This window comes from Microbulbifer sp. 2205BS26-8 (assembly GCF_030731025.1).
GTDB classification, from domain to species: Bacteria; Pseudomonadota; Gammaproteobacteria; order Pseudomonadales; family Cellvibrionaceae; genus Microbulbifer; species Microbulbifer spongiae.
The window spans coordinates 111,476-127,286 of record NZ_JAVAMR010000003.1 but is presented as its reverse complement, the minus strand read 5'-3'; the positions used below and the strand labels follow the sequence as shown (position 1 = coordinate 127,286).

The 15,811-nt window shown below is 58.0% G+C and carries 14 protein-coding genes; 3 read left to right on the top strand and 11 right to left on the bottom strand.

Annotated features, from left to right (window positions below):
- Positions 1-139: 139 nt before the first annotated feature.
- From parE to Q5Y71_RS01950, 6 genes are all read right to left on the bottom strand, one after another.
- Positions 140-2,026, bottom strand: a complete 1,887-nt coding sequence (gene parE / locus Q5Y71_RS01975; protein ID WP_306039620.1) for a DNA topoisomerase IV subunit B — start codon at positions 2,024-2,026, stop codon at positions 140-142.
- A gap of 14 nt (positions 2,027-2,040) precedes the next feature.
- Positions 2,041-2,664 (bottom strand): YqiA/YcfP family alpha/beta fold hydrolase, encoded by a 624-nt coding sequence (locus Q5Y71_RS01970; RefSeq protein WP_306039618.1) that lies wholly within the window; start codon positions 2,662-2,664, stop codon positions 2,041-2,043.
- A gap of 74 nt (positions 2,665-2,738) precedes the next feature.
- The gene (locus Q5Y71_RS01965; protein ID WP_306039616.1) at positions 2,739-3,425 is read right to left on the bottom strand and encodes a hypothetical protein; all 687 of its coding nucleotides are present in this window, start codon (positions 3,423-3,425) and stop codon (positions 2,739-2,741) included.
- A gap of 308 nt (positions 3,426-3,733) precedes the next feature.
- The gene (locus Q5Y71_RS01960; RefSeq protein ID WP_306039615.1) at positions 3,734-4,555 is read right to left on the bottom strand and encodes a phosphodiesterase; all 822 of its coding nucleotides are present in this window, start codon (positions 4,553-4,555) and stop codon (positions 3,734-3,736) included.
- Between the two features lie 41 nt (positions 4,556-4,596).
- Positions 4,597-5,118, bottom strand: coding sequence for a DUF1249 domain-containing protein (locus Q5Y71_RS01955; RefSeq protein ID WP_306039614.1), 522 nt, complete (start codon positions 5,116-5,118; stop codon positions 4,597-4,599).
- A 100-nt stretch (positions 5,119-5,218) separates the two neighbouring features.
- Entirely contained in the window at positions 5,219-5,869 is a 651-nt protein-coding gene (locus Q5Y71_RS01950; RefSeq protein ID WP_306039613.1) for an NUDIX domain-containing protein, read from the bottom strand.
- Between the two features lie 157 nt (positions 5,870-6,026).
- Between Q5Y71_RS01950 and Q5Y71_RS01945 the strand changes: the two genes are divergently transcribed.
- Positions 6,027-7,067, top strand: a complete 1,041-nt coding sequence (locus Q5Y71_RS01945; protein WP_306039612.1) for a glycosyltransferase — start codon at positions 6,027-6,029, stop codon at positions 7,065-7,067.
- A 38-nt stretch (positions 7,068-7,105) separates the two neighbouring features.
- On the top strand, positions 7,106-8,167 hold the full coding sequence (locus tag Q5Y71_RS01940) for a glycosyltransferase (protein WP_306039611.1): 1,062 nt from the start codon (positions 7,106-7,108) through the stop codon (positions 8,165-8,167).
- A 136-nt stretch (positions 8,168-8,303) separates the two neighbouring features.
- Here Q5Y71_RS01940 and Q5Y71_RS01935 read toward each other — a convergent pair whose 3' ends face one another.
- Genes Q5Y71_RS01935 through Q5Y71_RS01920 form a run of 4 tightly spaced genes read right to left on the bottom strand, consistent with a single transcriptional unit; the run spans position 8,304 to position 12,582 of the window.
- Positions 8,304-8,855 (bottom strand): DUF4136 domain-containing protein, encoded by a 552-nt coding sequence (locus Q5Y71_RS01935; RefSeq protein ID WP_306039610.1) that lies wholly within the window; start codon positions 8,853-8,855, stop codon positions 8,304-8,306.
- Positions 8,856-8,877: 22 nt separating this feature from the next.
- Complete coding sequence (locus Q5Y71_RS01930; RefSeq protein ID WP_306039608.1) at positions 8,878-11,265, bottom strand: PqiB family protein; 2,388 nt, start codon at positions 11,263-11,265, stop codon at positions 8,878-8,880.
- A complete protein-coding gene (locus Q5Y71_RS01925; protein ID WP_306039607.1) occupies positions 11,258-11,935 on the bottom strand; it encodes a paraquat-inducible protein A in 678 nt (225 codons plus the stop codon). Before Q5Y71_RS01925 ends, Q5Y71_RS01930 begins: the two co-directional genes overlap by 8 nt.
- Positions 11,932-12,582 carry a paraquat-inducible protein A gene (locus tag Q5Y71_RS01920; RefSeq protein ID WP_306039606.1) on the bottom strand — a complete coding sequence of 217 codons (651 nt, stop codon included), beginning with the start codon at positions 12,580-12,582 and terminating at the stop codon, positions 11,932-11,934. Before Q5Y71_RS01920 ends, Q5Y71_RS01925 begins: the two co-directional genes overlap by 4 nt.
- Before the next feature lie 343 nt (positions 12,583-12,925).
- On the opposite strand from Q5Y71_RS01920, the gene Q5Y71_RS01915 reads away from it, so the two are divergent.
- The gene (locus Q5Y71_RS01915; RefSeq protein ID WP_306039605.1) at positions 12,926-14,437 is read left to right on the top strand and encodes a TolC family outer membrane protein; all 1,512 of its coding nucleotides are present in this window, start codon (positions 12,926-12,928) and stop codon (positions 14,435-14,437) included.
- A gap of 29 nt (positions 14,438-14,466) precedes the next feature.
- Here Q5Y71_RS01915 and waaA read toward each other — a convergent pair whose 3' ends face one another.
- Positions 14,467-15,762, bottom strand: coding sequence for a lipid IV(A) 3-deoxy-D-manno-octulosonic acid transferase (waaA, locus tag Q5Y71_RS01910; RefSeq protein ID WP_306039604.1), 1,296 nt, complete (start codon positions 15,760-15,762; stop codon positions 14,467-14,469).
- Between the last annotated feature and the right edge of the window lie 49 nt (positions 15,763-15,811).

The window sequence follows — 15,811 nt, the reverse complement described above, 5'->3', positions numbered from 1 at the left end:
TTTAAGCTTGCAGATCGGAATGTGCATTTCGACCTCTATCCTGAACTTCCGTGCTCTATTGCCATGCTTTTTATCGCTTTTCCTACAAAATTTTTAGAATAGTCCTATAAAGTTTTACACTTTTCCCACAATGTATAGCTCACCCAACCTCCGCAAGATTTCCTTTGCTCTCCAGCCACTGCTTGCGATCTCCCGCGCGCTTTTTGGCCAGGAGCATATCCAGTAGCTGATTGCTGTCATCACCGGCATCGATATACAGCTGTACCAGGCGGCGGGTATTGGGGTCCATGGTGGTCTCACGCAGTTGCAGGGGGTTCATTTCCCCCAGGCCCTTGAAACGGGTCACCTGGATCTTGCCCTTTTTCTTTTCCGCGCTGATGCGATCGAGAATGCCCTGCTTTTCCGATTCATCCAGGGCGTAGTAGACATCCTTGCCAATATCGATGCGAAACAGGGGCGGCATGGCCACATGGACGTGGCCATTGGCTACCAGTTGGCGGAAATGCCGCAGGAACAGTGCGCACAGCAAGGTGGCGATATGCAGTCCGTCTGAATCCGCATCGGCAAGGATGCAGATTTTATTGTAACGCAAGCCTTCCAGGTTACCGCTGCCGGGATCGACACCGAGGGCCACCGCAATATCATGCACCTCCTGGCTGCCGAGGATCTCGCCGGAATCCACTTCCCAGGTGTTGAGGATTTTGCCGCGCAAAGGCATGATGGCCTGGAATTCCCGGTCCCGCGCCTGTTTGGCCGAGCCGCCAGCGGAGTCCCCTTCCACCAGGAAGAGTTCGGAGCGGGAAGTATCCGCGCTGGCGCAGTCAGCCAGTTTGCCGGGTAGTGCAGGGCCTTGGGTCACTTTCTTGCGCGCGACTTTTTTTGCCGAGCGCATGCGTTTTTGCGCATTGCCGATACACAGTTCGGCGAGTTTGTCCCCCGCTTCCGTGTGCTGGTTCAACCACAGGCTAAAGGCATCCTTGGCCACTCCGGAAATAAAGGCCGTGGCCTCGCGGGAGGACAGGCGTTCTTTGGTCTGACCGGTAAATTGTGGATCGGCAAGTTTCGCGGAGAGTACGTAGGAGCACTGGCCCCAGATATCCTCCGGGCCCAGTTTAATACCACGGGGCAGCAGGTTGCGGATTTCACAGTATTCCCGCATGGCATCCAGCAACCCCGCGCGCAACCCATTCACATGCGTTCCGCCCTGGGCAGTGGGAATCAGGTTGACATAGGATTCGGCAATGATCTCGCCACCTTCCGGTAACCATTGCACCGCCCAGTCCACAGCCTCTGCAGTGGCAACAAAGCTGCCCACAAAGGGCTCTGCCGGTAGCAATTCCCACCCCTGGTTGGCTGCGGCAAGATAATCCTTGAGGCCATCCTCATAGTACCATTCGTCAGACTCACCGTGCTGTTCGTTGATAAAGGTTACTGTGAGGCCGGGGCAGAGGACCGCTTTGGCGCGCAACAGGTGGCGCAGACGCGGTACCGAAAATTTGGCGGAGTCAAAGTACTTTAGGTCGGGCAAAAAACGTACGCTGGTACCCGTGGTGCGTTTGGGGCAGTCGCCTATCACTTCCAGATCGGAGGCCTTTTCCCCGTCTTGAAAGCCAATGCGGTGCACCTTGCCACCGCGCTGGATAGTCACTTCCAGTACTTTCGACAGCGCGTTGACCACCGACACACCCACGCCGTGCAGGCCACCGGAGAACTGGTAGTTTTTATTGGAGAACTTGCCCCCGGCGTGCAGCGTGGAAAGGATCACCTCCACACCGGGTCGGCCCTGTTCCGGGTGGATATCCACAGGCATGCCGCGACCGTTATCACTCACTGTGAGTGACTGGTCCTTGTGCAGCACCACTTCGATTTTTTTCGCGTGCCCGGCGAGGGCCTCATCGACACTGTTGTCAATGACTTCCTGGGCCAGGTGATTGGGGCGTGCGGTGTCGGTGTACATGCCCGGTCGTTTGCGCACCGGGTCGAGCCCCGTGAGTACCTCGATATCTTCGGCGGAATAATTGGCCATAACTGTTTGATTTTTTACTGCTGGTTAAATAGAAATTCGACAATGGGATCGCAATAACGGGCGAAGCCCTGAAAACCGTGGTCACCACCTTCCTCGACAGTCTGGCGCTGGTTCCGGTAAAAATCTTCGGCATCGCAGCAATCCAGTGTCTCATCGCCCCGCTGGGCCAACAGCCAATAGCGGCTGCGCAGGGGCTGGGCAAGCTCAGCTTCCAATCGGCCCATAGTAGCAACGTCTGACTCGGTCAGGCGATACTCCTGCGGCCCGCCGTTGTAGGGGCGCAATACCTGCCCTACATAGGCGGGCATAAACCGGGAAGGTCGCACCGCAGGATTGATAAGCACTGCCGGCAAGTGTAAGCGCTCACCGAGGTAGGTGCACCAGAACCCCCCCATGGAACTGCCCAGCAGCCCAACCGGGCCGCAGTCGCCTGACTGCAAAAAGCCCTCCAGCAGAGCGACCAGTGACTGCCGGGCGATGGACGGATAGGGGGGGATTTGCGGCGCACAGAATACGATGTGCGGATTATTGGCTGCGAGTCTTTCACGCATCAATTGACACTTGAAAGACTGGGGTGACGACAGAAAGCCGTGCAGGTAAATAAGCAGCGGCCTTCTGTGGAAATCTTGTGTTTGCATAGACGGCGATTATAGCGCCCCAGGCAATCTGTGGGGGCAGAGACCCCACAATTCTGGTATCCGCGCTGCGCCGGTTACAGCAGGGATTTATCCAGGCTGGCGAAGGCCCGGCGCATATCCACACGCATATCAGACCAGAAAGTGATACTGGTAAAACGTTCCAGGCGCCCGCCGGATCTCAGGGAACCGGGGTTTTCACCGATATCCCGGCGGTCCCTGAAACGCATCACCACATTGCCCTGGCGGTCAAACAGGGTGCCCACCAGTACCCCGTAGGCGCTCTGTTCCGTATAGACCCGCCAGGTCCAGGGGGACGGGTCCAGCGGTGCCGCCAGGGAGAAATTATCCAGAGACAGGGCCAGGGTATAATCGGCCTCCGCCTGGTCCAGCACCAGTTCGCCGTTGCGCGCACTGAGGAATTTGTCGGCAAAGGTCTGCGCCAGCAGTTCATTCAAGCGCTGCAGGTCGCCTGTATCAAGTTCGTAGTCCTTTTCGCGGTAATGACTGCGCGGCAGTGTGGAAAACCGTTTCGTGTAGTCAATTTGTACTGGCGCGACATAAACTTTGGCACCACTGAGATCCAGGGCAAAAGCCGCTGACACGGCATCCAGGTGACTGTCGCGCGGTTCCAGGCCGTCGCTACCCGCCTGAGCCGATTGAGCTGCCGGTGCGACGGTGTCACTTGGCGGAGTGGATTGATGGCTGCAGGCCGGGAGCAGCCATACGGCGCTCAGCAGTGACCATGAAAATACTTTGTACATGCTTACACCCCTATCATTACGATGGAATCTATCCGGAGATGAGCGCCCTTGCACAAAGCCTGCAGTCACCAAAAGAAAAAGCCAGTGCCGGATTATTCATCCGCTTTGCCGGCGTACACCGGTACAGGCTTTCAGCGGTCATTCCCTGTACCATTGAACAGGCCGAGGCTTTTCACAGGGCAATTCCATTGTACGATGGACGGCGTGGAAAGATAGAGGCAAGTCCGTTAAGAAGGGTTTTTTCTTTCAGACCTGGCTGGGGAAAGGTAAAAGCGAGGCCGCTGGTTTGCCGCACAGGATTGAGCCTGTCAGTAACCGGAAGAGGCGAGGTCCACAAAATATTTGGAGATAGCCACACGCTCCACACCCGTGGTGTAAGTGCCATCGTCGCGCAGTTCAAACCAGCGATAGCCCGGCATTTGGTCATCCACCGCGAAAGGCCCGCTACCGGGGGTGAACTGCACCGAAGTGGAAGGCGTTGCGTGCAGGCCGATCGGCCCGAGGCTGCCGTCGAACTGCTGATGTACATGGCCCCAGACCAGGGCCTTTACCTGGGCAGCGCCCTCCACCATAAGCAACAGTTGCTCACATCCCTCCCTCAGCATATGGCCATCGATCCAGTTACTGCCCACGGGAACCGGCTGGTGATGCATCATGATCATGACCGGATAAGCGCGACTCTTCCACAATAAAAATTGCAGGCGCTCCAATTGCGCTTCACTCAGGCCACCGCAAATCTGGCCCTCTACACTGGTATCCAGAAATAACAACCGCCAGTTGCCCAGGGCGATCTGTTCGGTGCTGCGGTTTGGAGCCAACCGCTTCATACGCGCACCAGCATCGTGATTGCCGGGAAGCCAGTACCAGGGAATGGGTAAAGCACGGATTTTTTGCAAAAAACGACAGTAAGAGGCCTCTGAGCCGTTGGCACTGACATCTCCAGTAACAACCAGAGCCTCTGCGCGGGGCTGGGTAGCCATTACGGCGGACAATACCTCATTGAGTGAATAGCCGGTATCCAGGCCCAACAGTTGGTAATCCGGCCTGCTGCCGATATGTGGATCGGTAATCTGAATCAGACGGTGTGAAGCCACCCCATGGGGGGGAGGCGTATGGTACTCGCGAATCACTTACTCACCTTGTATACACATCCATGTGTTCTACTGCAGAATCAAAATCTTCGGCCATCCAGCACCAAATCAAATTCTGCGCTGGCATTTGCGAGACAGTAGTCCAACCACTCTCCGAGAAAGCGGTTGGTTTGCGGTCTCTCATCTGCCCGTTGCATACGGGGATTGGGATAAATGGCATCAGCGCCTTTACCACCCAGTGGCCCGCAGCCATTGGCTGTGATCACCTCCGCCATGCGCGCATCGTGGTAGAGACGCACCGTTAAATTCGGCGGTTCCAGCCAGCGGCACTCTCCGAGGTTTACCTCCGCGCCAAGAGACACTTCCGTTGTGTACCTGGAGTGCGCCGCGAGTTTCAATATCAGGGTGCCGCCGGGCAACTGATAGCGCCAGAGCAGCTTCTCTGGCAGCCCCGGCAGCAACCTGACCAGGCGCAGATAGTTAGCATCACAATCTGCATGATAAGACGGCAAGTCGACCTTATACACCGCCCTTCCATTGCCTTTTGATGACAGTCCTGCCTGTTTGCGCTGCCTTGCTTCTGCCTCGCCCAATAGAGTCATTATCAACACTCCGATTCTATCGCCGCCGTGATTCAGATCTCAGTTTACCCTTTGCACTGGTAAGAAGGGGTGCAATCTGGCGTGACCGGTCAGGCAGATATCATCTCCCTCGTAATTTGTCTCGGTGCAATGCCAGCCACTGCAGGCAAATAATTGTGGCCGCATTGTCTAAGGGACTCTCTCCAGGCGCAAAGTCTCCCGCCATGGCCTCAAACAGACGGTCCGCCTGAAACACCCGCAAGCGGATATCCTCATTCTCGTGTTGCAGGCCAAAGCACCCCTCTGCCCCGCTCAAGCTCACCAGTGCGCAATAAAGATGCAGTCGTTCCGAGCTGCCACCCGGGCTGGGCATATAACTGTGGATAAAATGCAACTCCTGTACCTGCAACCCCGCCTCTTCCCTTACCTCGCGCCGCGCCACTTCCTGAAGATCCTCGCCTTGCTCCACCATACCGGCCACCACTTCCAGACACCAGGGCCCCGCCGCGCGCGCCAGTGCACCGATGCGAAATTGTTCGGTCAGTGCCACCTGGTCGCGCTCGGGGTCATAGAGCAACACCCCCACAGCGGGGCCGCGAACAAACAGCTCCCGCTCAAAGATACGGCTCCAGCCACCGCGGAACAGGCGGTGGCGCAGTCGCAGGCGCAACATGGTAAAAAAACCTTTAAAAACGGTTTCCCTGGAAACCACTTGCACAGACTCCGCGGAAAATTCCGGAGCCAACTCCTCTTGACTACTGTCTCTTTGCATTAGCCACCTTCCCTCTATGCGATCCCGATGCTGTGCACGGCAGCGGCGCTGGGCTATATAGTCCCGAACCAGCTGCTATACTCTGCGCCCACCGTGAAACCCCTGGCTGTAGCGGCCATATTCACGGTCTCCCCGAGTTGTTAGAGAGTGCACCGCCATGAGAGTGCTCAATATTGCCTACCAGCAGCTGCGACGCTACGGCAACACCCGTGTCAGCTGGGCGCAGAAGCTGACTTTAGGTCTGATCAAGAACGATCACAATACGCAGGTATTCAGTGACCGGGATGTGGCCGCGTTCGAAGCGCCACTCAGCATCCGCGACCTGGGTGTCCGCAGAGCCAGGCGGCGCCTGCTGGAAACCGTCGAGGCATTTGAGCCCGACCTGGTGATCGCCGGCCACTGCGATATGATTGACAATGACACCCTGGTGGCCATCAGGAAGCAACAGCCCAGGTGCTTGATCGCACACTGTAACAACGATCCGCTGTTTGTGCCCAGCAATGTGGAACGCATCAAATACCGCGCCGAGGTGGTCGATGCAGTTTTTGTCTCCACCGGGCGCCGGGAGCTGAAACACTTCGAGGGCTTTGGCGCGCGTCTCTATCACATGCCCAACCCGGTCGAGACTTCGATCGAAAACCTGAATAATGCCGAGCGCACAGATCTGCCCATCGACCTGCTGTTTTGCAGTAACAGCAACCAGTTCACCCAGCGCCTGCAGCTGGTAAAAAACCTCAGGGATGCCCTGGGGGATTCCCTGAATTTTAAAACCTACGGCAGCTTTGGCGAGCCGCCGGTTTGGGGCCGCAAGTATGATCGCGCATTGTCGCAAACAAAAATGGGGTTGAACCTTAACCGCCAGGATACCCACTATTGGTATTCCTCCGCGCGCATGGCACAGCTGGCCGGCAATGGCATACTGCCGTTCACCAGTGACCAATTGCACTTTGACGAACTCCTGCCGTCGGAGAGCGTGGTCTATTTCTCCGATGAGCAGGACCTGTTGGAGAAGATCCGCAGGTTTCACAATGACGACGCCAGGCGCCAGGCCTGGGCGGCGCGCGCCAGAGCCTTTTTCCACAGCGAGATGAACTCAAAGCTCTACGCGCAATATATCGTCGAAGCCACAAGCCTGCAGCCCTTCAGCCATGATTATGTCTGGGCCCGCGATATCACCCTCGACGGCACGCTGAAATAGCAGACCGTTAGACCAATCACACAAACTACGTTGGAATTATGAGTAAACAGCCAATTCGAGTGGCTCAGGTCCTCGCCGGTGCCGAGCATGGTGGTGCAGAAAATTTTTTTGTGCGCCTGGCAAGCGGGCTGAATCTGCGCGACGAAATTACGCAAAAGGCCTTTATTCGCAACCATGACCACCGCGTACAGGCACTGCGCCATAACGGGGTTGAAACCGAAGGGTTTAAATTTGGCGGCAAGCTGGATTTTCTCGGCAGGCGAATTTATCGCGAGGCACTTGCGTACTGGCAGCCGGATATTGTCATGACCTGGATGGGGCGGGCCACCATCATTACACCCCCTGCCAAAAACTACCTATTGGTCAGCCGTCTCGGCCACTACTACAATCTGAAGTACTATCGCCATGCAGACTACTGGATCGGGATCAGCAAGGGCATCTGCCAGCATATGATCAACGGGGGCATTCCCGAGAATCGTATTTTTCACATTCCCAATTTCGCGGATGAAACTCCGGCCAAACCACTGCCCCGCAACAGTTTCGATACACCGGTAGACAAACCCTTGATCCTCGCCGCAGGGCGCCTGCATATCAACAAGGGGTTTGATGTCCTATTGCACGCGCTCACACAAACCCCCAATGCCACCCTGTGGCTCGCCGGTGCTGGCCCCGAGGAAAAAAAGCTCAAAGCCCTGTGCCACAAGTTGGGCCTGGACGCGCGGGTACGTTTCCTGGGCTGGCGCACGGATGTCACCCGTTTAATGCGCACTGCCGATCTGTTTGTGTGTCCGTCACGGCATGAGGGCCTGGGCTCTATCGTTATGGAGTCCTGGGCGCACCACTGCCCGATCGTGGCCACCGATTCCCAGGGCCCTGGCGAAGTCATCACCGATGGCAAGAGTGGGCTGCTCACCCCCATCGACGATGCCGATGCCCTCGCCAGGGCAATCAAGTCGGTACTGGACAACCCGGATCTGCGCCAAAGCCTGATTGAGAACGCCTCGGACGTATATACAAAGGGCTATTCCAAGCAGTCTATCGTGGCAGCCTATATCGAACTCTACGACAAACTGATGCGGCGGGGGCATGGGCAACGCTAAAAAAGTTACCGTCGGGCACGACGGCGCTTGTTTTCCGTCATCACAATCGGCCCATCCACGACGTTGAGTTCACACGCCTGTTTTAGAAGCATTCGCGACGCGCATCAAATTTTTGCAAGAAAGGTAGGGCCGTGCGTTACTGATAGGCCGGCGGCAGGTCCCGCAGCAGCTCGCTCACCCCCTTGCTGATCAAACGCTGGCGTTGCTCAACGCTATCTGGACGCGTCAATATTTCGCTGGCACTGCCCCCCCAGATCACGATCCCGCCCGGGGGACCAATGCCCACACTCATCACCACCAGCGGCGCATCGGTGAGGGGTGGCAACTCCACAACGTCCTGGGGCGCGTTGCTGTCAAACTGCTTGTCCCAACTGGGGTCTCTGGTATCCCCGGAAAAAAACTCATCCACCAGGGCAACCTGATAATCCACCACCATATCCGCGTACTGGTCCTCATCCACCCTGCGGTAACCGCGCTGCTCCAGTTGCGCCGCCACCGTATCGCGCATCTCCTCATCCAGTTCCACCAGCTGCGCCGAGACGTCAGGAACCTCACTCAGGGGTGACACGCCCCATTTATACGTGGAAAAAGCCACCGGCTGCGCTCCCGTATTGGCATGCTCCACCTGCATTTCCTGGCACCCGAGCAGTAGTAGCAGCGTGAATAGACCTGTGATTTTATGGCGCATAAATACTCCTTGGCATGCTCAGTTATTTTCCCGGCTCGGCGGTATCGTACAACGTTATCTTGGGGCTCCAGCGATGCCATTCTGGCTCTGCCCGCGGGTACAGTGGGAAATGGCTGCCGGATTCTACCTCGAATCCCATAAAGGGCGGTTCCGGCGTGGCGAAGGCGATTCCACCCCGCCACAGGGCCTGGGCGGATTCCGTATCGATATTGAGGCCACTTCTGAGACCAAAATTCACTTCCACGCCACTGGCGTTCCAAAATACTGTGTGCTGGCGCACCAAGGGCTGGTAGTGTGGCTCAATATATACATAGATATAAACCCGATCCGCCTGTTCGCCCAGAGCAAACCCGGTGACTTCCCCCACCTGGACCTGACGGTAATACACGGGACTGCCCGCCACAAGGGAACCGCGCTTGGCCGCATCCAGTATGACAGTGAGCCCCGGCCGGTGCATGGTATCGGCGAGATCGGCTCGCGGTGCTTCCAGTTGCGCATAAAATTGTGTCTGTGATGGTCCCGTACCCGGCTCCAGGGCCAGGTAGCGACCGGTCACCAGCGTTTCCAGGTGCGCGACTTTACCGATACCGATTTGCGGCGACACCACCCAGATACGCGTACCAGCACGGGCAAAACTTTCACCGCGCTGATACAGTTTGGCACGCACCCGCACCTCTTCCAGATCTCCACCCAAATACAAGCGGGTGATTTCTCCCACCTGAACGCCTTTATAACGCAGTGGCGTCCCCGTTTTTAACCCCTCCGCACTGGGGAGCGTGATATCAATTTCAATGCCCTCTTCCAATGCCGCCTCACGGCTACTGTAGAGGGGGAACTGATCGCCATTTACTGCCTGTACACCCTTTTCATGATCCTCGCGCCGAATACCAAAGGCCACCCCGCCACGCAGTAGCGACATCAGGGAGTCCGCCTCCAGTTCCACCCCTTCACTCAAACTGGCACTGGCGCGCAGGCCACTGATATTCCAAAAGCGCGTCCCCTGTTTCACCAGGTGCGCGTAGCGGGGTTCAATCACCACATAGACCTCGACCCCCTCACCATTCCCATGCAGCTCCATGCCCTGGACCTTGCCGACTTCTATGCGGCGAAAATAGACCGGGGCACCGCGCTGTAAGGAACCGGGATTTCGCGCAGTAAGACGCAAATGCAGCCCCGGGGTGCGGAGATCCCTGGGCGGTGCCGAGGCGCTGGCGGAGAATATACGCTGGGAACGCTGCCCCCGGCGCAAATCCACCTCGATGCGGTTGCCCTTGATCAGGCTATTCAGGCCACCGCTGAGATCGAATGTGGGTGGCGCCAACCAAAAGCGGGTGTTTTCGCTGAGCAAATCATCCGTCACCGGGTCCATCAGTACCTTGACCTCCATCCCGTTCATACGGCTGTTGGCTTTTGCACCGCTGACCTCCCCAACCCGGATGTCCTGGTAATAGACTTTGGTATTGCCGGGTGTCACACTGACACCCCGGTTAAAATTCAGCGTGACAGCAATCCCCGCATCTGCCGCAGTAAAATTTTTATACAGCTTGAACTCTGTACCATTGACCGCCAGGGGGGACTGGCGCTGGGACTCCGGGGTATAAAAACTGACCCCTCCGGCAAACAGGGCAGCGAGGGATTCGAGCGTGACATTGATTCCGCTGATCCCCCCCTCAATGGAAATACCGGAGCTGTTCCAGAACCGGCTGCCCCGGTGTACTAGATCAGCGTATTCGCGGCGTATAAACAGTTCTATGCTGACTTCCGAGCCGTCCCGGTCCAGGCGGTAATCCGCCACCTGCCCAACACGCAATTGGCGAAAGTACACCGGCGATCCCCGGCTGAGCGATCCCAGGCGACGGGATTTGAGCATCACGCGCAAGCCATCACCACGGATAAAAGCCGGCGGCCGATCCAGAGCCACAAAGCTGCGCTTGCGTTTACCACTTCCGGATTCGACCGCGATGTAATTACCCGAGAGCAGGGTCTCCAAGCCACTGATGCCGGTTATGGACAGTTCCGGCTTGACCACCCAGAATTTCGTGCCTTCCACAAGCAGATATTCCGCACTGCGGTTGAGACTGACCTCCGCCATAACACCATCGGCACCGTGCAGGGCTTTGGCATTCGGCACCAGGCGCACCTCCTGCACAACACCGATATCCACGCCGGAGTATTTCACCACCGTTTTCCCTTTCACCAGGCCATCGCCGGAGAGAAACAGAATGCTGGCCCGCACGTCCCCCTCGGACACGTTCTGGTAGAGGAGCCAGACCGCAATCAGTCCGGCCACCAGCGGCAAGATCCAGACCAGGGGCAGCCCCTTGTCACTGCGCACCAGCCCCCGCTGGGCTCCGCCACCCAGGTGTGCGTCTGCGCTAGCACTGTTGGGCGGGGGCAGCGCATCAGCCATTTTCTGCGGCACTCCTGTGTGCCGCCTGGGGCACTACAGCCGTGTTACCCCGGTCCCCATCACGAGCATCCCAGATCAGGCGGGGATCAAAAGTCCGCGCCGCGGTCATGGTGATAACCACCACCGCGGCAAACGCGGTACTGCCAGGACCGGCATCTACCTGGGCAACAAATCCCATATCCACCAGGGCCACCAAAATCGAGAGGATAAACAGGTCCAGCAGAGACCAGCGCCCTATGCCCGATACCACCCGGTAGATTTTCATCGCCTGCAGCGGGTCAAAGGGGATGCGCAGCTGTATTTGCACCAGGAGCAGGGCCAGACCCAGTAATTTCATCACCGGTACAGCAATACTGGCGGCAAAAACAACCAGTGCAATACCCCACATGCCCGCGTTATACAGCTGCATGACTCCGCTGATAATGGTGTTGGGTTCGCCGGCACCGAGATAAGTCACGGTCATGACCGGCAGTATATTTGCCGGCAGCAACAGCAGTGCCCCGGTGATCGTCAATGCCCAGGTGGACATCAGGCTGCCGTCAATGCGCCCATAGACCCGCGCACCACAGCGGGGGCAACGACAGCGGCCAGCGGCCGGCAGAATAATCAGCTGGTGACAGCAGAGGCAGCTGGTCAACCCCTGCTTGAAGGCCTTGTAGGGCACGCTCATCTGCCTGTCCTCCGGGCTGCGCGGCGCTGTGCCAAGCGCTGCCAGATGGCGTTCTGGTCAAAACTGAGGGAGGCCAGGTTGGCTACCAGCATCATGGCGCCAAAGCAGTAGAGTCCCGGCTCCACTTCCAATTGGCCGAGATCCCGCAGTTTCACCAGCGCCACCAACAGGCCCAGCATATACACATCCAGCATGCCCCAGTCTTTGATGTGCTGATACCAGCGCACCGCATTGGCAACCGGGCGGTCGAGCAGCCCCCAGGCACTACCGCAACAGAGAAACAACAACAGCAAAAACTTCGCCAATGGCGCCAGCACACTGCAAAACAGAACCAGTGCCGACAGCCACATAAAGCCGCCCTGGTACAGGGCGTCAACCCCGTTCAGCAGGGTGTTTTCAGCCCCAAGGGAGAATAAAGAGAATGTCAGCAGCGGCAGGCTGGCAGAGGGCACAAACAGCAGCAGTCCGGTCAAGCTGAGTGCGATGGTGGGATAAATCCCCCGATTGGTACCCCGTTGCAGGGTGCAATGGCAGCGCGGACAAACCAGCGCCCGGCCGGGCGGAGCCAGATCTCCGCTCAATAACAGATCACATTCGTGACAGGCACGCTGCCAGTATATCGGCTCTACGCTGCGCACCGGTTCCATGTGCGAGGACCTCTGCCTATTTCAGTACATCCTGTGCCGCATCCAAAAACTTGGCTGGCACGTCTATTGAAATATAGGCCCTCATACCCGTTCCATACCGCTGCGCTGTTGCCACAGCCTGACCGGTAAACGCACAGTCCCGTCGGTTTAACGAAGATATCGACAAAAGCCGACAACATCGCCTCGACGATGAGGCTGGCCACGGGTAAACTCTCGCGACAGTAGATGGGGGACTGGCAGCACCGCCGAGCCAAGGGACCTAGCGGATATCCAAAACTCGACTGCCGCCAAGAGGACCTTGAAGACACTTGAAGACCGCACCCGCCACAGGAAGTTGAGACACATGAAAAGAAGTCATCGCCCAGAGCCACAGGGGCGCCCGTTGCGACCACTGAAGACACTGCTCGCCGCCGCCCTGTTGGGCCTCGGCGCCCTCCAGGCCCAGGCCGATACCCTGTGGGATATCTATACCCAGGCCCTGGACAACGACCAGCAACTCGCCGCAGACCGCGCCGGCTACCATGCAGGGATTGAGGCCAAGAATCAATTCCGTGCGGCATTGTTGCCACAGGTCAATGCCGCTGTTCGGGCGGCAAGGGTGCATACGGATAACTCCAACAATGGTTCAACTCTTGTAGATCGTTTTGCTACCCCACCAGATATCGTGGACTTCTTTCTAAGGTCAACGGGAACCACTCAAGACAGAACCTACAATGCAACTTTGTCCCAGGCAATTTTCAATGCCCCCGCCTGGTTCGATTACCAACAGGGCAAAAAGCTAACTGAGCAAGCCACTGCAGAGTTCAGCGCCAACCAGCAGGGCATGATGATCCGCGTGGCCACGGCCTATTTTGATGTACTGCGCGCCTACGATGTGCTGGAAGCGGCCATCGCCGAGGAGCAGGCCCTGGCCAAGCAGCTGGAGCAGACCCAGCAGCGCTTTGAAGTGGGCCTGACCGCGATCACGGATGTCTACGATTCCCAAGCCGCTTACGACAGCTCGGTTGCGCGCCGCCTCACCGCCCAGGACGACCTGCTCAGTGATTTCGATGCCCTGTCGGTACTGACCGGCGGCTACCACGACGCGGTGGCGCCATTGAATGCCGGGTTCCAGGTGGCGGCGCCGGTACCGGCGGAGCGTGCCGACTGGGTAGAGTTTGCCCTGGCCAACAACTTTGAACTCAAGGCGGCGCGACTCAATGCCGAGGCAGCCCGCTACAATGCCCGTTCCGCAGCCAGTGAACATCTGCCTACACTCACCGGGACGCTGTCCTATAACAAGTTCACCTCAAATGGCGAGATACGTGAAAAATATCGGGACTTCAGAGGAGAGGCGGTCACAAACTTTCCTCTGGATTTGGACAATCGAGACACCACAGCAGCGATCACCCTGGATATCCCAATCTATACTGGCGGGCTACTCAGCGCCAATCGCCGACAAGCCCGCAACCAGTCTTTCCAGGCCCAGGATCTGCGCAATCTGACCGAGCGCAATACCATCCAGACCACCCGCACCCTGCACCGCGTGGTAGTTACCGACGTTTCCCGGGTTTCGGCCCGCCAGCAGGCGGTGGTGTCCGCCAAAAGCGCCCTGGACGCTACCCAGGCGGGCTACGAGGTGGGCACCCGCAATATCGTCGATGTCCTGCTGGCTCAGCGCACCCTGTTCCAGTCCCAGACCGACTATGCCAATGCGCTTTACGACTATATTCTCAACACCCTGAACCTTAAGCAGGTCGCCGGTCTGCTGTCCCCCAAAGACCTGCAGGAGCTGGACGCCATGCTGAACCCCGCGCGCACTGTGCCCCGGGTTGCCGAGCCCAACCCCACCCGCCCGCCGGCATCCTCCCGGTAATCTCGACCGGTGAGTGGGCCTGGGTTCGCTCACCGGTCTAGGCCAGCGGCCAGGCCCTCAATCTCATCCAGCAAGCGCTGCAAAGCCCCTTTGTTTGCCTCCGCCACTCTCCTGCCCCGTTGACCGGCCCCTTTGCGGCGGGTATCGCTTTCCAGCCAGGCGCGCAACTGTCGCGCCAGGGATTCCGCATCCCTGGAGATCGCCATACCGCCGGCCTCCACCAACAGTTGCGAGACCGTGGCAAAATTGTGCAAAAACGGGCCGCAGACTACAGGTACACCCCAGGCCGCAGGTTCAATCATATTGTGCCCACCGACAGGCACCAGGCTGCCGCCGACAAAGGCCACGTCACAGGCGCCATAAAAACGCAGCAATTCCCCCATCGTATCGCCCAACAAAACCTGATCCCGCGCCACTGGCGCACTGCCTTCACTGCGCCTAACCACCCGCAAACCGCGCGCCCGGCACAGCTGTGCGACGCTGCTAAAACGCTGGGGATGGCGGGGTACCAGGACCAGCAGCAAATCCGCAAATGCCCGCTTCAATATTGAGAAAGCATCCAGGATAATGCCATCCTCGCCGTCGTGGGTGCTGGCCGCGAGCCACACCTTGCGATTGGCAAAACCGCGCCACTGGTGCGATAGCACCTGGGCTTCGCTCGCCAGGCCCAGATCAATATCCAGATCAAACTTAATATTTCCGCCGGCTACAACCCGTTCTTTAGGCAAACCCAGTGAAACAAAACGCTCTGCATCCATGGGGTATTGAGCCACTACCCGTTCGAGATCCCGCAGCATGGCGCGGGTAAATCCGGGAAGCCGCCCATAGCCGCGCGCAGATTTTTCACTCAAACGGGCATTGACGAGCAGGCTGGGGATGCCCTGCTTCCGACAAAGGCGCAACAGATTGGGCCACAGTTCGGTTTCCACAATCACCAACATACTGGGGCGCAGGGCTTCCAGAAACGGGACAAGGTATTCGGGCAGATCGTAGGGGAGATAATAGTGCAGCAGGCGTCCGCCCAGAACAGGACGCAGTGCCTCGCGCACCCGCTCAGAACCCGTGGGTGTACTCGTCGTCACCAGCCACTGCCACCTGGGGTGGCGTGCGGCGAGCCTATCTATCACTGGTATTGCCGCGAGGGTTTCCCCCACGGAAACGGCATGCACCCACATCAGGGGAGCGCGGCTGAGACGCCCGGGTACCTGCCCCAGGCGTTCCCGCAGACGCTCGCGGTACGCGGGATGACGGCGGCCCCGCCACCAAAGGCGAAAAAGAATAAACGGTAATGCGATGCGGAAAAACCAGGAGTAGAGCGTCAACATGAACAGGTGTTATCAAACATTCCGTACCCGCAGCCCGGTGCAGGCATCC

What these genes read in the sequence shown, in the direction of transcription:
- Q5Y71_RS01925 (WP_306039607.1), bottom strand. Translation starts at nt 11,935, where the DNA reads ATGAGCGTGCCCTACAAGGCCTTCAAGCAGGGGTTGACCAGCTGCCTC.
- Q5Y71_RS01940 (WP_306039611.1), top strand. Translation starts at nt 7,106, where the DNA reads ATGAGTAAACAGCCAATTCGAGTGGCTCAGGTCCTCGCCGGTGCCGAG.
- Q5Y71_RS01930 (WP_306039608.1), bottom strand. Translation starts at nt 11,265, where the DNA reads ATGGCTGATGCGCTGCCCCCGCCCAACAGTGCTAGCGCAGACGCACAC.
- Q5Y71_RS01970 (WP_306039618.1), bottom strand. Translation starts at nt 2,664, where the DNA reads ATGCAAACACAAGATTTCCACAGAAGGCCGCTGCTTATTTACCTGCAC.
- Q5Y71_RS01915 (WP_306039605.1), top strand. Translation starts at nt 12,926, where the DNA reads ATGAAAAGAAGTCATCGCCCAGAGCCACAGGGGCGCCCGTTGCGACCA.
- Q5Y71_RS01955 (WP_306039614.1), bottom strand. Translation starts at nt 5,118, where the DNA reads ATGACTCTATTGGGCGAGGCAGAAGCAAGGCAGCGCAAACAGGCAGGA.
- waaA (WP_306039604.1), bottom strand. Translation starts at nt 15,762, where the DNA reads ATGTTGACGCTCTACTCCTGGTTTTTCCGCATCGCATTACCGTTTATT.
- Q5Y71_RS01935 (WP_306039610.1), bottom strand. Translation starts at nt 8,855, where the DNA reads ATGCGCCATAAAATCACAGGTCTATTCACGCTGCTACTACTGCTCGGG.
- Q5Y71_RS01945 (WP_306039612.1), top strand. Translation starts at nt 6,027, where the DNA reads ATGAGAGTGCTCAATATTGCCTACCAGCAGCTGCGACGCTACGGCAAC.
- Q5Y71_RS01920 (WP_306039606.1), bottom strand. Translation starts at nt 12,582, where the DNA reads ATGGAACCGGTGCGCAGCGTAGAGCCGATATACTGGCAGCGTGCCTGT.
- Q5Y71_RS01965 (WP_306039616.1), bottom strand. Translation starts at nt 3,425, where the DNA reads ATGTACAAAGTATTTTCATGGTCACTGCTGAGCGCCGTATGGCTGCTC.
- parE (WP_306039620.1), bottom strand. Translation starts at nt 2,026, where the DNA reads ATGGCCAATTATTCCGCCGAAGATATCGAGGTACTCACGGGGCTCGAC.
- Q5Y71_RS01950 (WP_306039613.1), bottom strand. Translation starts at nt 5,869, where the DNA reads ATGCAAAGAGACAGTAGTCAAGAGGAGTTGGCTCCGGAATTTTCCGCG.